The sequence below is a fragment of the Pararhodobacter zhoushanensis genome (assembly GCF_003990445.1).
Taxonomy (GTDB): Bacteria; Pseudomonadota; Alphaproteobacteria; order Rhodobacterales; family Rhodobacteraceae; genus Pararhodobacter; species Pararhodobacter zhoushanensis.
Window position 1 is genome coordinate 20,661 of the sequence record NZ_REEZ01000006.1, and the last position, 22,508, is coordinate 43,168.

At 64.7% G+C, this 22,508-nt stretch carries 26 protein-coding genes; 15 read left to right on the forward strand and 11 right to left on the reverse strand.

Features of this window, described 5'->3' with window-relative positions; genetic code table 11:
• Positions 1-71 precede the first annotated feature (71 nt).
• The 4 genes from EAE28_RS14145 to EAE28_RS14160 all read right to left on the reverse strand — a co-directional run bounded on the left by EAE28_RS14145 (position 72) and on the right by EAE28_RS14160 (position 1,633).
• The gene (locus EAE28_RS14145; protein WP_127107365.1) at positions 72-359 is read right to left on the reverse strand and encodes a co-chaperone GroES; all 288 of its coding nucleotides are present in this window, start codon (positions 357-359) and stop codon (positions 72-74) included.
• Positions 360-478: 119 nt separating this feature from the next.
• The gene (locus EAE28_RS14150; RefSeq protein ID WP_127107367.1) at positions 479-745 is read right to left on the reverse strand and encodes a hypothetical protein; all 267 of its coding nucleotides are present in this window, start codon (positions 743-745) and stop codon (positions 479-481) included.
• On the reverse strand, positions 742-1,251 hold the full coding sequence (locus EAE28_RS14155) for a DUF2953 domain-containing protein (protein ID WP_246022367.1): 510 nt from the start codon (positions 1,249-1,251) through the stop codon (positions 742-744). Before EAE28_RS14155 ends, EAE28_RS14150 begins: the two co-directional genes overlap by 4 nt.
• 13 nt (positions 1,252-1,264) lie before the next feature.
• Positions 1,265-1,633, reverse strand: coding sequence for a GerW family sporulation protein (locus tag EAE28_RS14160; protein WP_164736638.1), 369 nt, complete (start codon positions 1,631-1,633; stop codon positions 1,265-1,267).
• Between the two features lie 102 nt (positions 1,634-1,735).
• Between EAE28_RS14160 and EAE28_RS14165 the strand changes: the two genes are divergently transcribed.
• Entirely contained in the window at positions 1,736-2,203 is a 468-nt protein-coding gene (locus tag EAE28_RS14165) for a phosphatase domain-containing protein (RefSeq protein ID WP_127107373.1), read from the forward strand.
• Positions 2,204-2,273: 70 nt separating this feature from the next.
• Here EAE28_RS14165 and EAE28_RS14170 read toward each other — a convergent pair whose 3' ends face one another.
• Positions 2,274-2,948, reverse strand: coding sequence for a DUF2161 domain-containing phosphodiesterase (locus EAE28_RS14170; RefSeq protein WP_127107375.1), 675 nt, complete (start codon positions 2,946-2,948; stop codon positions 2,274-2,276).
• Between the two features lie 60 nt (positions 2,949-3,008).
• Between EAE28_RS14170 and EAE28_RS14175 the strand changes: the two genes are divergently transcribed.
• Together EAE28_RS14175 and EAE28_RS14180 are read left to right on the forward strand one after the other, a co-directional pair.
• A complete protein-coding gene (locus EAE28_RS14175; protein WP_220443936.1) occupies positions 3,009-3,704 on the forward strand; it encodes a ZIP family metal transporter in 696 nt (231 codons plus the stop codon).
• A gap of 88 nt (positions 3,705-3,792) precedes the next feature.
• Positions 3,793-4,713 carry a manganese-dependent inorganic pyrophosphatase gene (locus EAE28_RS14180; RefSeq protein WP_127107379.1) on the forward strand — a complete coding sequence of 307 codons (921 nt, stop codon included), beginning with the start codon at positions 3,793-3,795 and terminating at the stop codon, positions 4,711-4,713.
• Between the two features lie 233 nt (positions 4,714-4,946).
• Here the strand turns inward: EAE28_RS14180 and EAE28_RS14185 are convergent, their stop codons facing one another.
• Complete coding sequence (locus EAE28_RS14185; protein ID WP_127107381.1) at positions 4,947-6,182, reverse strand: aminopeptidase; 1,236 nt, start codon at positions 6,180-6,182, stop codon at positions 4,947-4,949.
• 130 nt (positions 6,183-6,312) lie between these two features.
• Between EAE28_RS14185 and EAE28_RS14190 the strand changes: the two genes are divergently transcribed.
• Positions 6,313-7,194, forward strand: a complete 882-nt coding sequence (locus EAE28_RS14190) for a TIGR01459 family HAD-type hydrolase (RefSeq protein ID WP_127107383.1) — start codon at positions 6,313-6,315, stop codon at positions 7,192-7,194.
• A 102-nt stretch (positions 7,195-7,296) separates the two neighbouring features.
• Positions 7,297-7,863: an NADPH-dependent FMN reductase gene (locus EAE28_RS14195; RefSeq protein WP_127107385.1), complete on the forward strand. Its 567-nt coding sequence runs from the start codon at positions 7,297-7,299 to the stop codon at positions 7,861-7,863.
• Here EAE28_RS14195 and EAE28_RS14200 read toward each other — a convergent pair.
• Positions 7,860-9,062 carry an MFS transporter gene (locus EAE28_RS14200; protein ID WP_127107387.1) on the reverse strand — a complete coding sequence of 401 codons (1,203 nt, stop codon included), beginning with the start codon at positions 9,060-9,062 and terminating at the stop codon, positions 7,860-7,862. The genes EAE28_RS14195 and EAE28_RS14200 overlap by 4 nt on opposite strands.
• Positions 9,063-9,279: 217 nt before the next feature.
• On the opposite strand from EAE28_RS14200, the gene EAE28_RS14205 reads away from it, so the two are divergent.
• The 5 genes from EAE28_RS14205 (at position 9,280) to EAE28_RS14225 (ending at position 13,540) form a co-directional block, all read left to right on the forward strand.
• Positions 9,280-9,765, forward strand: a complete 486-nt coding sequence (locus tag EAE28_RS14205; RefSeq protein WP_281279600.1) for a MaoC family dehydratase — start codon at positions 9,280-9,282, stop codon at positions 9,763-9,765.
• A 34-nt stretch (positions 9,766-9,799) separates the two neighbouring features.
• Positions 9,800-10,726 (forward strand): bifunctional riboflavin kinase/FAD synthetase, encoded by a 927-nt coding sequence (locus EAE28_RS14210; RefSeq protein WP_127107391.1) that lies wholly within the window; start codon positions 9,800-9,802, stop codon positions 10,724-10,726.
• Positions 10,727-11,405: 679 nt separating this feature from the next.
• A complete protein-coding gene (locus tag EAE28_RS14215) occupies positions 11,406-11,987 on the forward strand; it encodes a GNAT family N-acetyltransferase (protein ID WP_127107393.1) in 582 nt (193 codons plus the stop codon).
• Between the two features lie 42 nt (positions 11,988-12,029).
• A complete protein-coding gene (locus EAE28_RS14220) occupies positions 12,030-12,491 on the forward strand; it encodes a YcgN family cysteine cluster protein (protein WP_127107395.1) in 462 nt (153 codons plus the stop codon).
• Positions 12,491-13,540: a threonine aldolase family protein gene (locus EAE28_RS14225; RefSeq protein WP_127107397.1), complete on the forward strand. Its 1,050-nt coding sequence runs from the start codon at positions 12,491-12,493 to the stop codon at positions 13,538-13,540. The genes EAE28_RS14220 and EAE28_RS14225 overlap by 1 nt, the downstream gene beginning before the upstream one ends.
• Positions 13,541-13,561: 21 nt before the next feature.
• On the opposite strand, the gene EAE28_RS14230 is transcribed toward EAE28_RS14225, so the two are convergent.
• A complete protein-coding gene (locus EAE28_RS14230) occupies positions 13,562-13,846 on the reverse strand; it encodes a DUF1294 domain-containing protein (RefSeq protein ID WP_127107399.1) in 285 nt (94 codons plus the stop codon).
• A gap of 294 nt (positions 13,847-14,140) precedes the next feature.
• Between EAE28_RS14230 and gap (EAE28_RS14235) the strand changes: the two genes are divergently transcribed.
• The 4 genes from gap (EAE28_RS14235) to EAE28_RS14250 all read left to right on the forward strand — a co-directional run bounded on the left by gap (EAE28_RS14235) (position 14,141) and on the right by EAE28_RS14250 (position 19,722).
• A complete protein-coding gene (gap, locus tag EAE28_RS14235; protein WP_127107401.1) occupies positions 14,141-15,142 on the forward strand; it encodes a type I glyceraldehyde-3-phosphate dehydrogenase in 1,002 nt (333 codons plus the stop codon).
• A 114-nt stretch (positions 15,143-15,256) separates the two neighbouring features.
• The gene (gene map / locus EAE28_RS14240; protein WP_127107403.1) at positions 15,257-16,003 is read left to right on the forward strand and encodes a type I methionyl aminopeptidase; all 747 of its coding nucleotides are present in this window, start codon (positions 15,257-15,259) and stop codon (positions 16,001-16,003) included.
• Between the two features lie 128 nt (positions 16,004-16,131).
• Entirely contained in the window at positions 16,132-17,136 is a 1,005-nt protein-coding gene (gene gap, locus EAE28_RS14245) for a type I glyceraldehyde-3-phosphate dehydrogenase (RefSeq protein WP_127107405.1), read from the forward strand.
• A gap of 81 nt (positions 17,137-17,217) precedes the next feature.
• Positions 17,218-19,722: a cation:proton antiporter gene (locus EAE28_RS14250; protein WP_127107407.1), complete on the forward strand. Its 2,505-nt coding sequence runs from the start codon at positions 17,218-17,220 to the stop codon at positions 19,720-19,722.
• 3 nt (positions 19,723-19,725) lie between these two features.
• Here EAE28_RS14250 and coaD read toward each other — a convergent pair whose 3' ends face one another.
• Both coaD and EAE28_RS14260 read right to left on the reverse strand, forming a co-directional pair.
• Positions 19,726-20,244: a pantetheine-phosphate adenylyltransferase gene (gene coaD, locus EAE28_RS14255; protein WP_127107409.1), complete on the reverse strand. Its 519-nt coding sequence runs from the start codon at positions 20,242-20,244 to the stop codon at positions 19,726-19,728.
• A gap of 120 nt (positions 20,245-20,364) precedes the next feature.
• Complete coding sequence (locus EAE28_RS14260; protein WP_127107411.1) at positions 20,365-20,796, reverse strand: CBS domain-containing protein; 432 nt, start codon at positions 20,794-20,796, stop codon at positions 20,365-20,367.
• A gap of 111 nt (positions 20,797-20,907) precedes the next feature.
• On the opposite strand from EAE28_RS14260, the gene EAE28_RS14265 reads away from it, so the two are divergent.
• Positions 20,908-21,540: a hypothetical protein gene (locus EAE28_RS14265; protein ID WP_127107413.1), complete on the forward strand. Its 633-nt coding sequence runs from the start codon at positions 20,908-20,910 to the stop codon at positions 21,538-21,540.
• On the opposite strand, the gene EAE28_RS14270 is transcribed toward EAE28_RS14265, so the two are convergent.
• Positions 21,522-22,424 (reverse strand): LysR family transcriptional regulator, encoded by a 903-nt coding sequence (locus tag EAE28_RS14270; RefSeq protein ID WP_127107415.1) that lies wholly within the window; start codon positions 22,422-22,424, stop codon positions 21,522-21,524. The genes EAE28_RS14265 and EAE28_RS14270 overlap by 19 nt on opposite strands.
• Between the last annotated feature and the right edge of the window lie 84 nt (positions 22,425-22,508).

Below are 22,508 nucleotides of genomic sequence, written 5' to 3' on the forward strand. Positions count from 1 at the left end.
GTGTGGTGCTCCAATGTCTGAAGGTGGGTGTAGGGTGCGCGGATCGGCGCACCGTTACCGGAAAGTCGAGATCAGGCGATAACGCCCAGGATGTCGCTTTCTTTCATGATCAGCAGCTCTTCGCCGTCGACCGTCACTTCGGTGCCCGACCATTTGCCGAACAGGACGCGGTCGCCGGTTTTGACAGCCATGGCGATCAGCTCGCCCGAATCCTTGCGCGCGCCTTCGCCGCAGGAAACGATCTCGCCTTCAGCGGGTTTTTCTTTCGCCGAATCGGGGATGATCAGTCCGCCTTTGGTCTTTTCTTCGCCTTGGACGCGGCGCACCAGCACACGGTCGTGGAGGGGTTTGAAAGCCATCTGTGAACACTCCCTAGGTTCCAGGTTCTATTCTCTTAGCACTCGCCGTTGGTGAGTGCTAACGACCCCCGAGATAGGCAACCTGACCCAGCCTGTCAACAGCCGCTTGGCGGGAAATTTTACGCGTCCTGCCCGCGGGCCGATTGCGCGAACTGCCCCCAGACATCGGGCGCCAGCGCCTCGACCTCGGCGCGGCTCAGAGACCCGCCGTCAGGCGCAAAAGCCGCGATGCCGTCCGGCCCGGCGATCAGGATCGCGACGGGTTCCTTGCGGCCCCAGCCGACGATCCGCTCGTCCACCATCTGGGCACCCGCCCCGCTGCGTGCAAGGGCGGCGACCCGAAAACCTTTTGCCGTCATGACCTTACCCAGCGTGAGTTCGCTCATCGAAGCGCCCAGACCAGCCGCGCCGCCAAGGGCAGCAGCCGCGCGGGCACCAGTGACAGCGCCAGTTCAGCCTCACCCTCCAGCGTCTCGCGGTCAAAAACCGGCACCAGTCGCAGCCATCGCCCGCCCCCCAGCGCGGCCAGGGGCGCGGCCAGCCGACCGTATAGCTCGCCCGTCATCGCCGGGTCTTCCAGCCCGAACCACAGCGCGCCCCGGCAGGTCTCGATCCTGATCTTCCCCAAAGCCTCCAGCGCCCCGCCCGGCAACAGCCGCAGGAACCGTGTCGGCGGTCGCCAGCCGCCCGACTTTGCCTTGGCCTTCGGGGCTTCGCGCCGGGGTTTACGCGGTAGCGCGCTGTCCAGCGGCGCAAACCGCACCAGCCCCCAGAACAGTCCCAGCTCCACGCGAGCCTGCGCCGGGGTGCTTGTTACCGTGGCCCGCAGCCGAACCGGTGCGACCAGGATCACCGCCAGCACCGCGACCAGCCCCAAAAGCACCCACGCCACAGCCGCCAAGCGCTTACTCCGCGTCCGCAGCCTTTTCAGCCGCCTTGCCGCCGCGCGCTTTGATCACTTTGGCGACGGTCGAGCCGATCGCTTCGGCCATCGTCGCCGCATCGCCACGGATCGCCTCGACCCGCGCGCCGCCGTCGTCGATGATGATCGCACCGACCGGCCGGATCCCACCCCCTGCCGCCGTGCCCATACCGCTGCCCTGCGCGGCAGCTGGACCGGTGCCACTGCCCGCCCCAAAGCCGAAGCCATAGCTGACAATCGGAATCACCGTCGCCCCGTCGCGGTCGATGGGCGTGCCCAGTACATTCTTGGCGTTCAGCAGCTTGTCCAACTCGTCTACCGTGCTTTGTAGCAGCTTTGCGACGTCATCCATGATCCGACTCCTTTGCATTTGATCTATCATCGCGCAAAGCGCAGGCCTTCGCCATGACTTGGATCACTTGCGCGAAACCACGCGCGCGGCTACGCCAAAGCCATGCGTTTCACGATCTCCCCCCTGCCCCTGCGCCACGGCACGCTGGCGCTCTGCGCGGTTCCCGCCGGAGCCGACGCGCGCGCGGCCCTCGCCGAATTTGCGCCCGCGCTTGTCGTCTCGATGACCGAGGCCGATGAGCTGGAAAATCTGGGCGCAGGCGACCTCCCCGACTGGCTGGCCGCCCAAGGCATCCTTTGGCGCGGCTTCCCCATCCGCGATTTCGGCACGCCGCCGCCGGGGGCCGACTGGGCGGCGCTTGCCCGCGATGCCGCCCGGATCCTCGACACTGGCGGCCGCGTCTTGCTGCACTGTCGCGGCGGGCTTGGCCGGTCCGGCATGATAGCCCTGCGCCTGATGGTCGAGGCGGGCGAAGACCCCGACGCAGCGCTCACCCGGTTGCGCAGTGCACGTCCCGGCGCGGTCGAGACCGTGGCGCAAGAGCACTGGGCGACATCGGGACAGTCTTAAGATTTCCTGAATCACGCCACCTAAGTGGTTGATTTGTATAGTCCTGAAAAATGTCCCATCGTGGGACACCCTACTCGGGCAGCGCCCCGTCCCAGTCCGCCAAGCCTTTGCGGCCCGCTTCCGTCAGCCCGTAGACGCCGGTTGAGACCCGCTCGAACCAGCCATAATGATTATCCGCCATGATCCGCCGCGCCACCGGCACGCCAGTATCGCGCGCCACCGCCGCCCCCTTGGCCGCCCCGTATTCCGCCAGATACGCAGCACATCTGAGCGCATCCTGCCGATACCCCGTCACCAACCCGTGCCGCGTCGCCCCGCCCGCGTTCGGATCGCCCTGACGGCGCGCGAACTCCGCCTCCAGCTTGCCCCGCTTCGCCTTCGAGCCGCGCGGCGCATAGGGCCCCGGCTCGGCCAGCACCTCGACAAACCCGTCGCGCCCCCGCACCGTGATCAACCCCAGCGCCAGCCTGCGGCACAGCGCCGTATTTTCCTTGATCATCCGCCGCGCCGCCGCGCCCTCAGGCCGCAGCACCGCCAGATACACCTGCGGGCTCATCGCCAGCCGCGCGATACCCTGATGATAGAGCGCCAGCGAGAACTTCAGCTTCATCTCGACGATGACCGGGTCCGCGCCCCCCATCGCCACCAGATCCGCAGCCCCGATCTCGCCCTTCACGGTCAGACCGCGGGCCTCGAAATGCGCCTTCAGGGGCGGGTAGAGATCCGCTTCGCGGGTGACTGTCATGAGTGCTTTCTAGCCCGGCCCGGAACTCAGGGGAACCGGCGGCGTTAAGGCTCCATGCTGATGACCCTGCTCGTCCTCGCCCTTGTCGCCGCCGCCCTGTTGCTCGGGGCCGCCTGGGGCCTGTTTGCCCCGCTGCCCGAACGGCTTGAGGGGTTCCTGATCGCAGTAGCGGGCGGCGCGCTGATCGTGTCGATCATGTCCGAACTGGTCGACCGCGCCGCCCCCCATATCCCCTATCCGGTGCTGGCCCTGTCCCTGCTGGCAGGCGCCGGCGCCTTCGTGCTCCTCGACCGGCTGGTCAAGCGCCGGATGGGGGCCGAGTCCGGCGGCGGGCTGCTGCTCTCGGTCACGCTGGATGGCATCCCTGAGAACCTCGCCCTCGGCGTCGCCCTGATCGGTGCCACACCGCTGGAAGTGGCGGCGCTGGCCGGCGCGATCTTTCTGTCCAACCTGCCCGAAGCGGCAGGCGGCGCGAAGGGCATGCACAAGGACGGCTACAGCCGTGCCGCGGTCTTCGCGATCTGGACCGGCACCGCCCTGCTGCTCTCGCTGGCCGCGTTGATCGGCAACGTGACCCTTGCCGAGGTCAGCGAAACACCCCTCGCCATCATCCGCGTCTTTGCCGCCGGGGTCGTCGCAGCCTCGCTGGCGACCGAGGTCTTCCCCAAGGCCTACAAGGAAGACAGCCTAGCGACCGGCTTCGCCATCGCGCTGGGACTGGTCGCGGCGCAGGGGCTGGGGCAACTGGCGGGATGAGGGCTGCGACCCTGGCAACTAGTGACATCCCCTGGGGCTTTGCCTATAACCCGCGCGAAAATTCGCCGCAGCGCACGGGACACTTCACATGACGATTCAGGTTTTTGGCCACAAATCCCCCGACACCGACTCGACCGGTTCGCCCATCGCCTGGGCCTGGTATCTGAGCGAGATCAAGGGCACCCCCGCCAAACCCGTGCTGCTGGGCGAGCCGAACACCGAAGCGGCCTTTGTTCTCAAGCACTGGGATCTGCCCAAGCCCGAGATCATCGCCGGCGTCGAGGCCGGCGCACCGGTGGTGATCGTCGATACCAACAACCCGGCCGAGCTGCCCGAGGGGATCAACAAAGCCGACATCCTTGCCATCATCGACCACCATAAACTGGTCGGCGGGCTGGAAACCAACGGACCGATCGAAATCACCGTGCGCCCGCTGGCCTGCACGGCGACGATTTTGCATGACCTGATGGGCGACGACCTCGCCCGCGCGCCGCGCGGCATCAAGGGCGCGATGCTGTCGTGCATCCTGTCCGACACGCTGGAATTCCGCTCGCCCACCACGACGGCGCATGACCGGGCGGTGGCCGAGAAGCTGGGGGCGGATCTGGGCGTTGACCTGAATGCGCTGGCGACGGCGATGTTCGAGGCGAAATCGGATGTCTCTGGCTTTTCCGACGCCGCCCTGCTGCGCATGGACAGCAAGGAATACACCGTCGCAGGCAAGGAGCTGCGGATCTCGGTGCTGGAAACCACGGCGCCCAAACTGATCCTCGATCGCAAAGCCAGCCTGATGGCCTCGATGATCGACGTCGCCAAGGAAGACGGCGCGGATCAGGTGCTGCTGTTTGTCATCGACATCCTGAACGAAGAAGCGACGCTTCTGGTCCCCAACGCGCTGGTCAAGGAAATGGCCGAGAAAAGCTTCGGTGCGACGGTCACGGGTGACACCGTCGTGCTGCCGGGCATCATGAGCCGCAAGAAACAGATCATCCCCTCACTGTCGCTGTGAGCGCAGGCAGGTGCGGCGCTCAGGGGCATCGAGCCCCTTCGCGCCGCCGGGGGGCGCTGCCCCCCACGCGCGTTCCGCGCTCCCCCCGGGATATTTAGAGCATAAAGTTGAAAGAATCGGGCGCGGGCTGCGCAACTTTATGCTTCAAATATCCACGGGGGGATTTTCAAGGGGGGCGCGTGCGTCCCCCTTGAAGCAGGGGGTCCGGGGGGCGGCAGCCCCCCGGCGCCGGGTCACGCCCATTCGCCCTTGCGCATCACCGGCACGCGCTCGCCGCTTTGGCTGATGCCGTCGATGTCGATCTGACCCGAGCCGATCATCCAGTCGATATGGATCGCCGAGGCATTGCCGCCGCGGCGCGCAACCTCGTCGTTGTCCATCTTGTCGCCGCCGTGGAAGCAGGTCGAATAGCACTGCCCCAGCGCGATATGCGAGGCGGCGTTTTCGTCGAAGAGGGTGTTGTAGAACAGCATGCCCGATTGCGAGATCGGTGAGCCGTGGGGCACCAGCGCCACCTCACCCAGCCGCCGCGCGCCTTCATCGGTGTCGAGCACTTTTTGCAGCACGGCTTCGCCTTTGGTTGCCTTGGCCTCGACGATGCGCCCGTCCTCGAACCGCACGGCGATATTCTCGATCAGCGTGCCCTGATGCGACAGTGGTTTCGTCGCGCAAACCGTGCCGCTCACCCGCAGCCGGTGCGGCGTGGTGAAGACCTCTTCGGTCGGGATATTGGGGTTGCACAGGATGCCACTGGTGGTCTCGGTCGCGCCTGCCACCCATTTGTGCCCGTCGGCCAGACCGATTGTCAGATCGGTCCCCGGCCCGGTGTAATGCAGAGCGGAAAAGTTCTGGCCGTCCAGCCACGCCGACCGACGCCCCAGTTCCGCGTTATGGCTCAGCCAGTTCTCGACAGCGCCGTCGTCATCGACGCGCGAGGCGGCAAAGATCGCCTCGGCCAGCCGCCGCTGCGCGTCGTGCTCGCTCAACTCGGGCGAAACCAGCCGTGCCCAGGCTGCATCCGGCCAGGCGACAATCGTCCAGTTCGTCGCAAAGCGGGTGATCCGGTCACGCGCGCCCGAATAGGCCATGGCCATCGCCCGGTTGGCGCGGGCGACCTTGTCCGGGTCTTGTTCCGACAGCAGCATCGGGTCGCCCCCGGCGATCGCCAGCCGTGCCGCGCCCTTGTCATAGGCCGCAGCCATGCCGTCAAACAGCCAGCCCGCCGCCGCATCGAACGACTCATCGCGCGCATGGGCGTAGCGCGCCAGCGTCACCTGATCGTCGGACAGGATCGGCGTGACCAGCCCCGCGCCCGCCTTGTAGGCGTGCTCGGCGATGCGCCGCACCAGCGGCAGCGCGCCGACCGGCGCCGTCAGGACCAGGTCCTGCCCCGGTTGCAGGTTGAGCCCGACGCGCACGGCCACTTCGGCCAGTCTGTCGAGTTTGACGGGATCTATCGGGTCTTGCATTGCGTTCCCTTGTTCTTGGGTGGGGCAAAGCTGAGCCGTTGCCCCGATGTGTCGCTGAGGATAAACCCACTCTGCCTGCCGTCAATGCCAGCGCCCGGTGCTCTGCGCCGAAACCGTGAAAGGACTGCCCGTGACTGATGTGATCGCCTCGCTTTTTGAGATTTCGGCACCGTATGATGTGCTTTACTGCGATCTCTGGGGGTGCCTGCATAATGGCAAGGCCTTGTTCCCGCAGGCGGTTTCCGCCCTGCAGGCGTTTCGGGCCAAAGGCGGCGCTGTGGTTCTGCTGACCAACGCCCCGCGCACCAAGCACGCCGTCAAGCGTCGGCTCGACCAGATGGGCCTGCCTGAGGATGCCTATGATGCCATCGCCGCCTCGGGCGACGCGACGCAGATCGCGATGCTGCAAGGCGCTGCCGGTCGCAAGCTGTGGCATCTGGGGCCGGGCAAGGATGAGGATCTGTTTTCCATCATCCCCGACTGGCTGCAGGACCAGCCTGCCATCGAGCGTGTACCGTTTGAGCAAGCCGAGGGCATCATTTGCACCGGCCCGTTCGACGAGTTCAACGACACGCCCGAGGATTACCGCGGCCGCTTCCTTGCCGCCAAGACGCGCGGTCTGAAGATGCTCTGCGCCAACCCCGATCTGGTCGTGGATCTGGGCGAGCAGCGCATCATTTGCGCCGGCGCCCTTGCGCAGCTCTATGAGGAGATGGGCGGCGAGGTGCTGTCCTTCGGTAAGCCGCATCCCCCCGTCTATGACGTCGCGCGCAACGCGCTGGCGGCCAAGGGCATCACCTATGAGAATGACGCGATCCTTGCCATCGGCGACGGGATCCGCACCGATTTGCGCGGCGCGCAGGGCGAAGGCATCGACGCGCTCTTCGTCACCGGCGGGCTGGAAGCCGATCGCTTTGGCCCGGATGTCGAGAATCCCGATCCTGCCCTGCTGACCGCCTGGCTGGAAGCCGAAGACCTGCACCCGCGCTACACCATCGGGCGTCTGCGCTAAGCATCGCCCGCTGCGCTTGAGACCACCCGCAAGCGGCCTATCTCATCCCAAGACGGCGCTACACTTTCAGCGCAACTGACCTTTCCTGACCTTGGAGCCCCAATGACCCATTCCCTCAAGATCATCATCGGATCGACCCGCCCCGGCCGTAAAGGCCCTGTCGTGGCGCAATGGATCGACACTGTCGCGCGGGCGCATGGCGCGTTTGACGTCAGCCTTGTCGACCTTGCCGATATGGACCTGCCGCTGCTCGATGAGCCCAAGCATCCGGCGATGCAAGACTACCAGCACGACCACACCAAGCGCTGGAGCGCGGTGATCGGTGAAGCCGACGCCTTTATCTTCGTGACGCCGGAATATGACTTTTTCGCCCCTGCCTCGCTGGTTAACGCGATCCAGTGTCTGAGCCGGGAATGGAAATACAAGGCCGCCGGCGTCGTCAGCTATGGCGGCATTTCGGGCGGCCTGCGCTCGATGGAAGTGCTGCGCGGTCTGCTGGTCAACCAGAGCGTCATGCCGCTGGCCCAGAGCGTGCCACTGCCCTTGTTCACCAACCACATCACCGACGATGGCCGCTTTGACGCCAACGAAAAGATGGTCGAAGGCGCCAACCTGATGCTGGACGAACTGGTCAAATGGACCGGCGCGCTCAAGTCCCTGCGCGGTTAACCCAGAACGTCTGACGGCGGGCGCAAGCGGCCCAACAGGATGCCGCCCACCGCCGTCAGCGCGCAAAAGCCCATCATCGGCCCCAGCGCATAGACCCAGTTGCCGCCGCCGAACGACACCGAGGCGGCAACCAGCGGTGCGCCGATGAACTGCCCCATGGACGAGCCCTGCATCAACATCCCGTTGCCCGCACTGATATGGCGCAGGCTGGGCGTATAGCGCGGAACGCAGGTGAACAGGGCGGGCGGGATCAGCCCGCCTGCAAACGAGAACACCAGACACAGCGCCACCCGCATGCCCACCGACGGGCCGGGCAGGAAGATCCCCAGCGTACAGGCCGCCATAACCCCGGTGGCGATCAGGATCATCGGACCGGGGTTCCAGCCCCGGCGGATCAGCGCGCCGCCGAACAGGCAGCCGGGCACGTTGATCAGCACCACCAGCGCGGTCATCAGCGCGGCGAAGCCAAGATCGGCGTTGAAGCTCTCGGTAAGAAAAGTCGGCAGCCAGGCCATCAGTGTCACCCACTGGAACGCATAGGCAAAGAAAACCAGAGCAATCAGCTGGAAGCCCCGCGTGCGCAGCGCCTCAAGCGCCAGCGGCAGGAAGGGGGCGCGGTTGGGCGCGGGCAGGTCCAGCCGCTTCATCTGACGCAGCGCGGCCCAGGCCACGAACGGGCAGAGCGCCGCGATCAGCCACCAGACGCCGCGCCAGCCGAAGAGATGCAGCAGGACCGGCGAGGCGAGCATGGTCAACGCCATCCCGAAGGGGTGGTAAATGCTCCAGATCCCCAACACCATGCCCTGATCCCGTGGCGCTGCGGCGGAAACCATCGCGTAGGGCAACGATACCGTGACGGCAACAAAACCGACGCCTTCGACCAGACGGCTGACCATCAGCCAGACCAGATTGGGCGACAGCGCGCCCAGAATGCCGCCCGCGACAACGAGGCCAAAGCCCAGGGCCACCAGACGCTGCCGCCCTGCCCGCTCGGCCAGACCGCCGAGCAGCACGGCAATGGTCATGCCCAGCACGTTGAACAGCGACAGCACGAACCCACCGGCGATCAGCCCGAATCCCATGTCAGACCGGATCAGCGGCAGTGCCGGCGGCAGCTTGCCCACCTGCGCCGAGGCCATTGCCCCGGCCAGTGTGATGATCGCCACGGCACCCCAGGCTGTCTTGTCTCGGCTGGTCACGGGCCCCTCCCTGCTCGATCTGCCGGATGGCTAGCGGGAATGGGGGGCAAAGGCCACAGGGCGCGGGCTTGCTTCACCTATTAAGTAAAGCAGGCAGATTCTCTGCGTAATTAAATTGCCTCCGCCAGTGATTTTGCGCACAATAATTACTTGCTGGCTTGCGTCAGCCCGGCAAACCCGCTATGCTGCGCTGCAACATCCCCTGTGAGACCCGAAAATGGGACATAACAACGGAACCCGCGCCATGCTCGACAGTCGCCCCAAGGATAACCTGCCCCGCGGCACGATCTGCATCGAGGATCTTGAGGTCGGCCTCATGCGCTATCTGCGCAAGGAAATCACCGACCGCGACATCGCACTGTTCGCCGAGGTCTCGACCGACCACAACCCGGTGCATCTGGATGACGACTACGCCCGCGACACGATTTTCGAGGGGCGCATCGCGCATGGGATGCTGACGGCGGGCCTGATTTCAGCGGTGATTGGCGAGCAATTGCCGGGACATGGCACCATCTACATGGGCCAGAACCTCAAGTTCCTTGCGCCCGTGCGCCCCGGCGATGTGGTGCTGGCCGAGGTCACGGTGCGCGAGATCGACTACGCCAGGCGCCGGGTTACCCTTGATTGTCGGTGCTCGGTGGGCAATACCACCGTTCTGAAAGGCGACGCGCTGGTTCTGGCGCCAAGCCGCAAATTCGACTGACGCCGCGACCGCGCGGCAAGCGCCGCGGGGCAGCATGAAACACATCACCACCTGGAGCGGACTGGACGCGGCGCTGAAAGGCGCCTCGGTCGCGATGGGCAATTTCGACGGGGTCCACCGGGGCCATCAGGCCGTGATCGACGCCGCCCGCCGCCCCGATATGCCGCTGGGCATCGTGACCTTCGAGCCGCATCCGCGTCAGGTCTTTGCCCCCGATGCGCCGCCCTTCCGGCTGATGAACGCCGAAGCGCGCTCCAACCGGCTGGCCAAGCTGGGGGTCGCGTTCCTGTACGAGCTGCCCTTCACCCGCGATCTGGCTTCGCTCACGCCCGAGGACTTCGCGCGGCAGGTGCTGGCCGAAGGGCTGGGGATCAAGCATGTCGTTGTCGGTGCCGATTTCTGCTTCGGCAAGGGCCGCGCCGGCACCGCGCAGACCCTGCGCGAGGATGGCAAACGCTTTGGCTTCGAAGTGACGATCCAGCCTTTGGTCGGCGGGGATGAGGGGGCGATTTCCTCGACCGCGATCCGCGCGGCGCTGGGCGACGGCCGCGTGCGCGATGCCGCTGACATGCTGGGCCATTACCACCGCATCGACGGCGAGGTTCTGCACGGCGAAAAGCGCGGCCGCGCGCTGGGCTATCCGACGGCGAATATGGCCGTCGAGGGCCTCCACCTGCCCAAGCTGGGCGTCTACGCCGTCAAGGTCGAGGTGCTGAGCGGCGAGCATCGCGGGTTCTATGACGGCGTGGCCAGTCTGGGTGTGCGCCCGATGTTTGGCGAGAACACGCCGAACTTCGAGGTGCATCTTTTTGATTTCACTGGCGATCTCTATGGCCAGCATCTGAGCGTCGCTTTGGTCGAATACCTGCGGTCCGAGGCCAAGTTCGACGGGCTCGACGCGCTGATCGCCCAGATGGACGCTGACAGCGAACAAGCGCGAGCGATCCTGATCAACGGTTGATCCTTATGAGAAACAATATCGCCGAAAAGATGCAGACCTGTCGATTATCGAACCCGGATCTGAATGGGGTCATCGAAGAGTTCGATCGTTTCCCGACCAACACGATCGCCGGTAAAGATCACCTCAATTGCTGGCGTCGACCCACCGCACGATCTGCTTTGCCTAACACCGGTGCGCCCTAACGAAAAATGGCCAAGTGATGAAGCCGGGGGACGAAAACTGCTCTGCCGTGGTGTCTCGCCGCAATTAGCACGCATTCCATGGATGACGACGCTTTGGCCGACATTCAGGGTAACGCTGTCTCGATAACGAATCGTGAGGTTTGCATCGGCGAGAGACACCGTGCCAGTTCCCAAGAAAGCCAAACACGCAAAAACAATTGTCGAAAGCCGCATTGTAAATTCCTCGTCTCGTTGAGTTCATAGAAATGAAACAGGCGATTCCCAATCGCGTCAACTCAATATCGAAAAGCTCTGCGCCCTTACGATACCAAGGACCGCTGGGCGTTTGCCTGTAGGTCGCCAAGCTTTACACACAAAATTTCCGTGCGCTATCGATGTCTAAGCGAATTCTCAGACTGGGTATGTCTATCATTACCTGTGATCCCATGGTGGCATTAGCAAACTAACCTTGGTTTGCGAATAATCTCTGGTTGTCACGGCAACTGAAAGGGATGCCCATGTCCAATGCCACTGTCATCCGCCCGCTGACGCCTGATCTGTCAGCGGATTTCCAGACGGTCATGGGCCCCTCGGGCGCTTGTTACGGCTGCTGGTGCACAGCGTTCATGATGAGCCCGAAGGCGCGGCAGGCCAGCACGCCGGACGAACGGCGCGATCTGTTCCTGAACATCGTGGCCGAAGGGCCGCCGCCCGGCCTGATCCTCTACCGTGACGGCGCGCCGGTCGGCTGGATGCAGATCGGCCCGCGCGCGCTGGTGCCCGAATGGAACAACCCGCGCCGCAGCTCCACCCCCCTGCCCGACGCGCCCGCCGATGACCCGGGTGTCTGGGCGATCACCTGCTTTTTCCTGCACACCAAGCACCGCGGACAGGGTCTGTCGCACGCGCTTGTCGCCGCCGGGATCGACCATGCCCGTGCCAATGGCGCGCGGGTGCTTGAGGCCAGCCCGATGGATCAGGCGAAGCGGTCCAAGAGCATCGGGCTGTTTGTCGGCTCGACCTCGGTCTTTGAGAAAGCCGGGTTCGAGACCGTCGCGCGGCAAAAGCCTAACCGTCCGCTGATGCGGTTCACGCTCTGAGGCCCCCTTTTTGTTTCGCGCGTGAAGGTCTAGGGTCGCGGCATGAACACGCCCTCTGCCCTGCGCCCCCGTTTCTGGGAAACCGTGCCCCTGTCCAAGATGACGCTTCCGGAATGGGAAGCGCTGTGTGACGGCTGCGGCAAATGCTGTCTGAACAAGCTGGAGGACGCCGACACCGGTGAAGTGTTCTTCACCCGCATCGCCTGCCGTCTCTTCGACGACAAAAGCTGCCAATGCGGCAACTACGCGAATCGCAAATCCATCGTGCCGGAATGCGTCATGCTGACCCCCGACACGCTGAAGGACATCAGCTACTGGATGCCGCGCAGCTGCGCCTATCGCCGTCTGAATGAGGGCCGCCCGCTGGAAGCGTGGCACCCGCTGATCAGCGGCGATCCGGACTCGGTTCACCGGGCGGGGATTTCGGTGCGCGAAGAGACGGTCAGCGAATACGACGTCGCCGACGACGATTGGGAAGATTACATCATCGACGAGGAGATCTGATGTTTCTGGCATCCGACAACACTTCGGGCGTGCCCGAGCAGGTTCTGGCCGCTCTGGGTCGCGTTAATGACGGGTTCTCATTGGGCTACGGCGCTGACGACCTGATGCAGCAAGTGCAGGCGAAGATCCGCACGCTGTTTGAAGCGCCCGATGCGGCGGTGTTCTTGGTTGCCACCGGCACCAGCGCCAATTCGCTGGCCATCGCCACCTATGTGCAGCCGTGGAGCGCGGTCTACTGCCACCGCCACGCGCATATCGAGGAAGACGAGTGCAACGCGCCCGAGTTCTACAGCAACGCCAAGCTGTCCCTGGTGGACGGCGAGCATGCCAAGATCGACGCACAAGCCCTTGAAACCACACTGACCAATGCCGCCGAGGGGGTGCACCATGTGCAGCCCGGCCTGCTCAGCCTGACCAACCTGACCGAACGCGGCGCGCGCTATACGGTAGCCGAGGTGACGCGGCTGGCCGCCATCGCCAAGGCCAAGGGCCTGCCCGTTCACATGGACGGCGCGCGCTTTGCCAATGCGCTGGTGGCCGAGGGCTGCACGCCTGCCGAGATGACGTGGAAAGCGGGCGTCGATGTGCTCAGCTTCGGCGGCACCAAGAACGGGTTGCTGGGCGTTGAGGCGGTGATCTTCTTCGACCCTGCCAAGGCCTGGGAATTCGAACTGCGGCGCAAGCGCGGCGGGCATCTTTTCTCGAAACACCGCTTCCTGTCCGCGCAGATGGACGCCTATCTGACCGACGATTTGTGGCTGGATCTGGCCCGCACCGCCAACGCACGGGCTGAGGCGCTGGAAGCGGGCCTGACGAAAGCCGGTGTGCGGCTGCTACACCCGCGCGGCGGCAACATGCTGTTCGCCGAATTCCCGCTCAAGGCGCACGACGCCCTGCGCGCTGCCGGGGCTGTCTATTACGACTGGCCCGCCCCGCCGCCCCAAGGCGCGGGCGGCGATCATCCGCATCAATGTCGTCTGGTGGCCTCGTGGTCAACGACCGAGGCGGATATTGCCCGGTTCATCGAGGTGCTGACGGCCGCGCTGTAACACCGGCAGGCGCGCTGTCGCTCAGCGCGCCAGATACGAGATCGAGTAAATCGCAGCCATGGCGACGATCTGGACCGCAAGGATGCCGTTAAGCTGCTGGCGAAACGGCTCTTTGCGGATCTTGTGGCGAAGGGTCATCTGGGCGATCTTGGCCCCGATCGAGCCGCCCAGAAACGCCAGCGCCAGCAGCCGGTCCTCTGAAATGCGACGCGCTCCGGCAATCGCCGCGGCCTTGTCGCGCGCGAAGGCGACATAGGCGGCGATGTTGACCACGCATAAATACAATCCGACGAGGATTTCAAACACAGCGCGTCCGTCGCTTCGTTGAGTTTCACTTCGTCCGCCCTCTTAGGAGAGGCCCGCGCACATTGCAATGCGATCCCGGGCCGCCTGTTGCCGCCGCGCCCGGAAAATCGTTATCGCAAACACCCGCAGATTTGCGATGGTTTGCGCTAACGCCTTGCGAAGTATCGCTTTTCGCCCTTTCTATGCCACCTTTGGGCAGGTATACATTGCGCAGCATCATACGCGGACTCGTACCCGGGTTGCCTCTCTGCTCCCGCCTTCGCACCCGGTTCGACACCAGACGGAGACAGATCCATGACCATCACCATCGGCATCAACGGTTTCGGTCGCATTGGCCGTTGCACGCTGGCCCATATTGCCGAAAGTGCGCGCAACGATGTGGAAGTCGTCGCCATCAACGCGACCGGCCCGATTGAGACCAACGCGCATCTGCTGAAGTACGACAGTGTGCATGGCCGCTTCCCCGGCACCGTCCGGGTTGAGGGCAACACGCTGGATCTGGGTCGGGGTCCGATCCGCGTCATGTCGACCTACAATCCGCAAGAGCTGGACTGGGAAGGCGTCGATATCGTTCTGGAATGCACCGGCAACTTCAATGAGCGTGACAAGGCCGCCGTGCACATGACCCGCGGTGCCAAGCGCGTGCTGATCTCGGCCCCGGCCAAGAACGCTGACAAGACCATCGTCTACGGCGTCAACCACCGCACGCTGACGAATGAGCATCTGGTGATCTCGAACGGGTCGTGCACGACCAACTGTCTGGCTCCGCTGGCCAAGGTGCTCAACGATGCGGTCGGTATCGAATCGGGCATCATGACCACGATCCACAGCTACACCGGCGACCAGCCGACGCTGGACCGCCGTCACAAGGATCTCTACCGCGCCCGCGCCGCTGCCATGGCGATGATCCCCACCTCGACCGGGGCTGCCAAGGCGATTGGCGAGGTGCTGCCGGAACTCAAGGGCAAGCTGGACGGCTCGGCCATCCGCGTGCCGACGCCGAACGTCTCGGCTGTGGACCTGACCTTTGTGGCGGGCAAGGACGTGACGGTTGCCGACATCAACGAGATCATGCGCGAAGCGGCTGCCGGTCCGATGGGTGCAGTGCTGTCCTATGACGCCGAGCCGAAGGTCTCCATCGACTTCAACCACACGCCCTATTCGTCGATCTTCGCCCCTGACCAGACCAAGGTCATTGGTGGCCGCACGGTGCGCGTGCTGGCGTGGTATGACAACGAATGGGGCTTCTCGTGCCGCATGGCCGATGTCGCCGGCGCGATGGGTCGCCTGATCTGACCCGATCCCGTTTGCAGACCCTGCAGGCCCGTCCCTCACCGGACGGGCCTTTGCCTTTTTGTGTGCGGGGCACTAGGTGTGGGGCCGACCCGCCCAGCCTGTGAGACCCCGATCATGACCATCACCCAGGAAGACGAACTCGACGGCCTGAAAGAAATCGGCCGTATCGTCGCCAACACCATGCACGCCATGGCCAAAGCGATGGAGCCGGGCATGACCACGGCCGAGCTGGACGCCATCGGGCGCGGGCTGCTGGAGCGCGACGGCGCGGTGTCGGCCCCCGAGAGCACCTATGACTTCCCCGGCGCGACCTGCATCAGCGTCAACGAAGAGATCGCGCATGGCATTCCGGGCGAGCGGGTTCTGGTGGCGGGCGATCTGGTGAACATTGACGTCTCGGCCTCGAAGAACGGGTTTTTCGCCGATACTGGCGCGACCTTCCGCCTGCTGCCGGTCAAACCCTCGCTCGATCAGCTGTGCCGCGATGGCAAGCGCGCCATGCAGATCGGCATCGCGCAGGTCGGCAGTGGCAAACCGCTGGCCGGGATCGGCAATGCCATCGGCAAGTTTGCCGAGCAGCGCGGCTATACGCTGATCCGCAACCTTGCCAGCCACGGCGTCGGGCGCAGCCTGCACGAATACCCCGAAGAGATCGCCACCTGGCCGACGCGCGACAAGCGTCGGATCACCAAGGGGCTGGTGCTGACGGTCGAGCCGTTCCTGTCCAAGGGTGGGCTCTGGGCCGATCAGGGCGATGACGCGTGGACGCTCTACAGCGATCCGCGCGCGCCGGTGGTGCAGTATGAACACACCGTGGTGGCAACCGATCGCGGCGCGATCATCGTCACGCAACCGCGCTGATTTTACAGGCACCCTGACCTCTGGACCCCGGCTGCGGCCATCGCGACCTTGACTTTTGCGGTATTCTGTGTTGTTAGCGCAAACAAAGGCCCTGGCTCGCTCAACCCCGGGGACCGAGGAGTTGCACCATGACCACCACCCTTGCCATCAACGGTTTCGGCCGCATCGGTCGCCTCGTCCTGCGCGCCCTGATGGACCAAAAGCGCACCGATCTTGAGGTCGTTGCCATTAACGATCTGGGCCCGGTCGAAACCAATGCTCACCTGATCCGCTTTGACAGTGTCCATGGCCGCTATGACGGTGAGGTCACCACCGGCGACGACTGGATGGATCTGGGCGCCGGCCCGATCAAGGTCACCGCGATCCGCAATCCGGCAGAGCTGCCGTGGAAACACGTCGATGTGGTCCTCGAATGCACCGGCATCTTTACCGACGCCGAGAAAGCCAGGATCCACCTTGAGAATGGCGCGACCCGCGTGCTGGTCTCGGCCCCGTCCAAGGGCGCGGACCGCACAATCGTGTTCGGTGTCAACGATGGCACGCTGGTTTCGGCGGACAAGATCATCTCGAACGCGTCCTGCACTACCAACTGTCTGGCGCCCGTGGCCAAGGTGCTCAATGACACCGTCGGCATCACCAAGGGCTTCATGACCACGATCCACAGCTATACCGGCGATCAGCCGACGCTGGACACGATGCACAAGGATCTCTACCGCGCCCGTGCTGCGGCGCTGTCGATGATCCCCACCTCGACCGGCGCGGCCAAAGCGGTCGGGCTGGTTCTGCCCGAGCTGGACGGCAAGCTGGACGGTGTGGCGATCCGCGTGCCGACGCCCAACGTCTCGGCGGTGGATCTGACCTTTGAAGCCTCTCGCGAGACGACGGTTGAGGAGATCAACGCAGCCCTCAGCGCCGCGGCCGCAGAAGGCCCGCTCAAGGGCATTCTGGGTGTCACAGGCTTCAAGAATGTCTCGATCGATTTCAACCATGACCGCCGCTCGTCCATCGTCGCGTTGGACCAGACCAAGGTGATGGGCGGCACCATGGTCCGCATTCTGGCATGGTATGACAACGAGTGGGGCTTCTCTAACCGGATGCTCGATACGGCGGCAGTGATCGGGAAACTTGCCTGATCCGCAATTGTTGCAGAACTTGTCCTAAATTTGACCCCCCGGCCACTGTGCGCCGGGGGGTTTTGCTTTTATCTTAAGGACATGGACCTAGTAGCCGTTGTCGCCCTCACCGCCATTCTTTTTGCGATCATCGGCCTGTCCGAGCCGGTCGCCAACCGTCTGCGCCTGCCCGCTACGGTGGTTCTGGCGCTGATGGGCATTGCCATCGGCGCGGTTTCGGCCTCGGTGCTGGCCTTGCCGGATTCGCCGATGCTTGAGGCGGCGGGCGAGATGATCCAGAACCTGCCGATCCGCTCGAACCTGTTCTTGTATGTCTTCCTGCCGACGCTGATCTTTCAGGTCTCGCTGACAATTGATCTGCGCCGGATGCTGGATGACTGGGTGCCAATCCTGCTGCTGGCCGTCGTCGCCGTGGTGGTCAGCACCATGGCCGTGGGCTGGGCGCTGTTCCCGCTTTCAGGCTTGCCGATCATGGCCTGCCTGATGATCGGCGCGATTGTGTCGACCACGGACCCGTCGGCCGTTGTCGGCATCTTCCGCGCCACGCCTGCGCCCCAGCGACTGGCCCGGATCGTCGAAGGCGAAAGCCTGCTGAATGACGCGGCCGCCATCGCGTTGTTTTCGCTGTTCTTTGCCTTTGTGGCCTACGGCATTCCCAATCCGCGCCTCAGCGATGTCGCCGTGCAATTCCCGTGGCTGGTGGTGGGGGGTGCGGTAACCGGCTGGGTCGCCGGGCGGCTGGCGCTGGCCGGCCTTGCTCGGCTTGATGACCATCCGCTGGGGCAAGTTTCGCTGTCGGTGGCGCTGCCGTATCTGACGTATATCATCGCCGAAACGCTGCTGGGCGTGTCGGGGGTGATCGCCGTGGTGGCTGCCGGACTGGCGCTGAACTTCCACGCGCCCGGCTCGCTGTCGCCGCCCAGCCGCGCCAAGCTCGAGGACACCTGGGATCTGCTCGGCTACTGGTCCGGTGGCCTGATCTTCGTGCTGGCCGCCATCCTGATCCCGCGCCTGTTGTCGGATGTGCGGCCCTTCGATCTGGTGCTGGTCGCCGTCACCGTGCTGGCCTCGCTGGCCGCGCGGGCGCTGATTCTGTTCGGCCTGCTACCGCTGCTGGGCAAGTTGAAACTGTCACCCAAGGTCGAGCGCCGACAACGCGCGGCGATCCTGTGGGGCGGTCTGCGCGGCGCGGTAACGCTGGCGCTGGCACTGGCGGTGACCGAGAGTTTCCGCATCCCCGTCGACATTAAGCGGCAGGTCGGCATAATCGCCACAGGCTTCACGCTTTATACCCTGATGGTACAGGGTACGACGCTGCGCTGGGTGATCAACCGGCTGGGGCTGGACAAACTGTCGGCCATAGACGTTGCGCTCTCGGCGCAGGTTGTCGCGGTTGCGTTGCAATCGGTGCGCGAGACGGTCAGCGACACCGCGCGCGATTTCGGACTGGCGCCGCAGACTGTGCGGGATGAGGCCAAACGCTTTGCCGAACGCGTGGACGAAGCGGTCAAGGCCGCCGACGCCGGGGCCGAGATCGCCGACCGTGACCGCATCACGCTGGGGCTGGTGGCGCTGGCCGGGCGCGAGCGTGATCTGGTGCTGGAAGGCTTCAGGGACGGGATGCTGCCTGCGCGGCTGGCGACGCAGATGGTCGCCGACGCGGACCGCCTGATCGAAGGCACGCGCAACGGGGGGCGTCTGGGCTATCTGACCACGGCGCGGCTGACCCAACGCTCGGGCCGCGCGCAGGCGCTGGCGACCTTCCTTCATAACCGGCTGCGCATCACCGGCCCGCTGGCGCGCCAGACGGCTGATCGCTTTGAACATCTCGTCGCCCTTGCCCCGACCCTGCGCGAACTGCACGGCTTCATTGATACCCGCATCCGCCGCATTCACGGCAAGCGCGTCGGCGACCTGCTGCACGACCTGCTCGAACGCCGCATGGACGAAGCGGATCGGGCGCTGGACGGCCTGCGTCTGCAATTCCCCGGCTACGCCGAGGAACTGGAGCGCCGCCTGATCCGCCAGATGGTTCTGGCGCAGGAAGAGCGGGAATACGCGGCGCTGGTCGATGACGGGCTGGTCGGTCCCGAGCTGCGCCATTCGCTGGCCAATGGCATCGCCAAGCGGCGCAGTGCGCAATCGCAGCGGCCGACGCTGGACCTTGCCATTCAGCGCATGGCGCTGGTCGCAACCTTCCCGCTGTTCGCCGAGATGCCGGTGGACCGCCGCAAGATGCTGATGCGCGAGATGCGCACGATCTATGCCGCGCCCGGCACCGTGCTGCTCAAGCGTGACGAGATCCCGCGCAAGGTCTGGTTCATCTCCTCAGGCGCGGTCGAGCAGGTGCGCGCGGGTCAGGTGCTGCGGCTGGGACCGGGCGAAATGTTCGGGCATCTGGCCATGCTCAAACGCGGCTTGCGGCGCGGCCAGACCACAGCGATCACCCGCTGCACCCTGCTGACGCTGGACGAGGCGCAGTTTATCAAGATGATGAAGGCTGATAAAGGCCTGCGTCAGGCCGTCATCGAAAGCGCCGCCAAACGCGGCGTGGCCCTGGACCCCGACGCACTGACGACAGAGTGATGCCTAGGGTGCAGGGGCGCGTTCGATGGCCGGGCCAAACCGCTCACGCAGGGCGGTATTGACCGGCGCGGGCACGAATTTACTGACCTCGCCGCCCAGCCGGGCGATCTCCTTGACCAGCTTCGAGGCAATCGCCTGACGGCGGGCGTCAGCCATCAGGAACACGGTCTCGACCTTGTCGTCGAGCGCGCGGTTCATACCAACCATCTGGAATTCATACTCAAAATCCGCCACGGCGCGCAGCCCGCGGATGATGATCCCCGCGCCCACATCACGGGCGCAATCGATCAGCAGGTTCTCGAACGGATGCACAACGATCTCGACGCCGGTGCTCTTGATCAGCGCCGCTGTCTCACCCTCGACCATCGCCACCCGCTCATCCAGTGAGAACAGCGGGCTCTTGTCGCGGTTGATCGCCACGCCGATCACCAACCTGTCCACCATAGGGCAAGCACGCGTAATGATGTCCATATGTCCCAATGTGAGTGGGTCAAATGTCCCCGGATAAAGCCCAATACGCATCGCGTCCCCCTTGCGGATGTGTGTGCGACGCCACGCAACAATATTGCGTGAAAAGATGCAAGCGCAGAAAAACCGCCGACGCGCCCGGCGTCACCCTGCCACGGGCGCGTCGGCAAGGGCTCAATTGCCCATGATCATCCCGGTCAGCGCGTCTTTTTCCATCTGCAACTCGCTCAAACGGGCCGCGACGACATCCCCGATCGAGATAAAGCCGACCATCAGGTTGTCCTGCATGACGGGCATATGGCGAAAGCGGCGGGTGGTCATGGTTTCCAGCACCGAGTCCGTCGAATCTGCAGGCGCGCAGCCATAGATCGCGCGGGTCATCACCTTGTCGACTTTCTCGTCCAGACAGGCGGGGCCAGAGCGACCCAGTTCGCGCACGATATCGCGCTCGGATACGATTCCCTTGACCTTTTTGCCGTCATTGGACACCACCACCGCGCCGATCCGCCGGGTCGAGAGCAGCTCGACAACTTCGCGCAGCGTGGCATTGGGGGCGACGGTCACGACCCCCTCAGCCTTGGATTTCAGGATTTGACTGACAAGCATGGGGCACCTCCTTGTCCCTGTTTGTCCTTTACAGTCGGCACTTTGCACGGGATTCTGTCAAGACTTGTTTTCCAGCGAATCTTTTAGACCGGTCAAGATTTAGAGGACGTCATGCGCGCCAAATTTCTGAGCATCGCGGTGCTTGCCGCCTCATCGCTGGCCGCTCAGGCACAAGACGCCCTGCTGGCGCGCGAACAGCTTTATGGTCAGGTGCTGGCACATCCCTTGGTGTTTGGCGTCGAACCCGCCTTTCACGCCGAGCGCGCTGACGGGTTCTACCTGATGGAATGGGTGCCCGAGGGGCAGAGCGTCGAAGACTGGCAGCAAATGCAGACCATCACCGCGCACCGGGCCGTCGGCTCCAACCATGGGGACGATCAGGCCGCTTCACTGGGTGAAAACATCGCGGTGAACTTCCTGAACGGCTACCGCGACAACTGCGCGACCGAGGTGGACGCCCTGCCCTTGCCGATCACTGGCGCACACGGCGCCCGCGCGGCCTTCGCCGCCTATATGGGCTGCTCGCAGGTGCGCGGGACCGACCATGCCGAGGAAATGGTGATCCTTGTGATGGTCGGCGCGACCGACAGCTATACGCTGCAATGGGCCGAACGCTCGCCCGCGCGGGCTGCCTTCGACCGCGAGGACTTCTCGCGCTGGCGGCCCCGGATCGAGGCGCTGACGCAGGCCCATCTGTGCACCGTCCCCGACGGCGAAGAGCCGCCCTACCCGTCCTGCAACTGACCTTCCAGCGCCCGCATCTCGGCCCGCATTCCGGCGACCAGCGCCGCGGCGAAGCGCTCGATACGGGGCAGTTTGCGGTCGTCGGCGTGGCGGATTAGCCAGAAAGCGCGGGTCAGGCTGAAGTCTGAGGTCAGAACCCGCCGCACCCCCGCCGCCGCAGGCAGCGCGAAATCATGCGCCACGCCGACGCCCGCGCCCTGCCGGATCAGGTTCAGCTGCACCGAGACCGAATTGGACGCCATCGGAGGCTGTTCCACGCCCAGATCGGCCAGATAATCCAGTTCGCGGTCAAAGATCATGTCGGGGATATAGCCGATCACCCGATGCGCGCGCAGATCCGCCAGCGTCTCCAGCGGCGGCGCATCCCGCAGGTAGCGGTCCGAGGCCGCCAGATGCAGGTGATAGTCGGTGATCTTGGTGGCGATGACCCGGCCCTGCTCGGGCTTTGACACCGCGATCACCATATCCGCCTCGCGCCGGGACAGGCTGAAAACGCGCGGCAGGGCAACGATCTGCACCTCAAGCCCGGGATTTTGCGCAACAATCCCGGCCACCACCTGCGGCAGCAGGTAGTTCGCGCAGCCATCCGGCGCACCGATGCGGATCTGGCCGCTGATCCCCTCGGACGGTCCCGCCAGCGTCTCGGCGGCGCGTTCCATCGCAGTTTCAATCGCTTCGGCATGGGCCACCAGCCGCCCGCCCTCGTCCGTCAGCACATAGCCCTGCGGCGAGCGGGTAAAGAGCCGCGCGTCCAGCGCCTGCTCCAGCCGCGCCACGCGGCGGCCCACGGTGGCGGCGTCCAGCTTGAGCACCCTGCCCGCCCGTGACAGGCTTTCGCCGCGCGCGACGGCCAGAAACACCTTCAGATCATCCCAATCGGCCACAGGCGTACTTTCAGGGGGCTTTGCATCCTTGCAAAACGGCTTTTGGGAAACTGCCTCTGTTCAGGTGATTTTTGCAAGCCTATT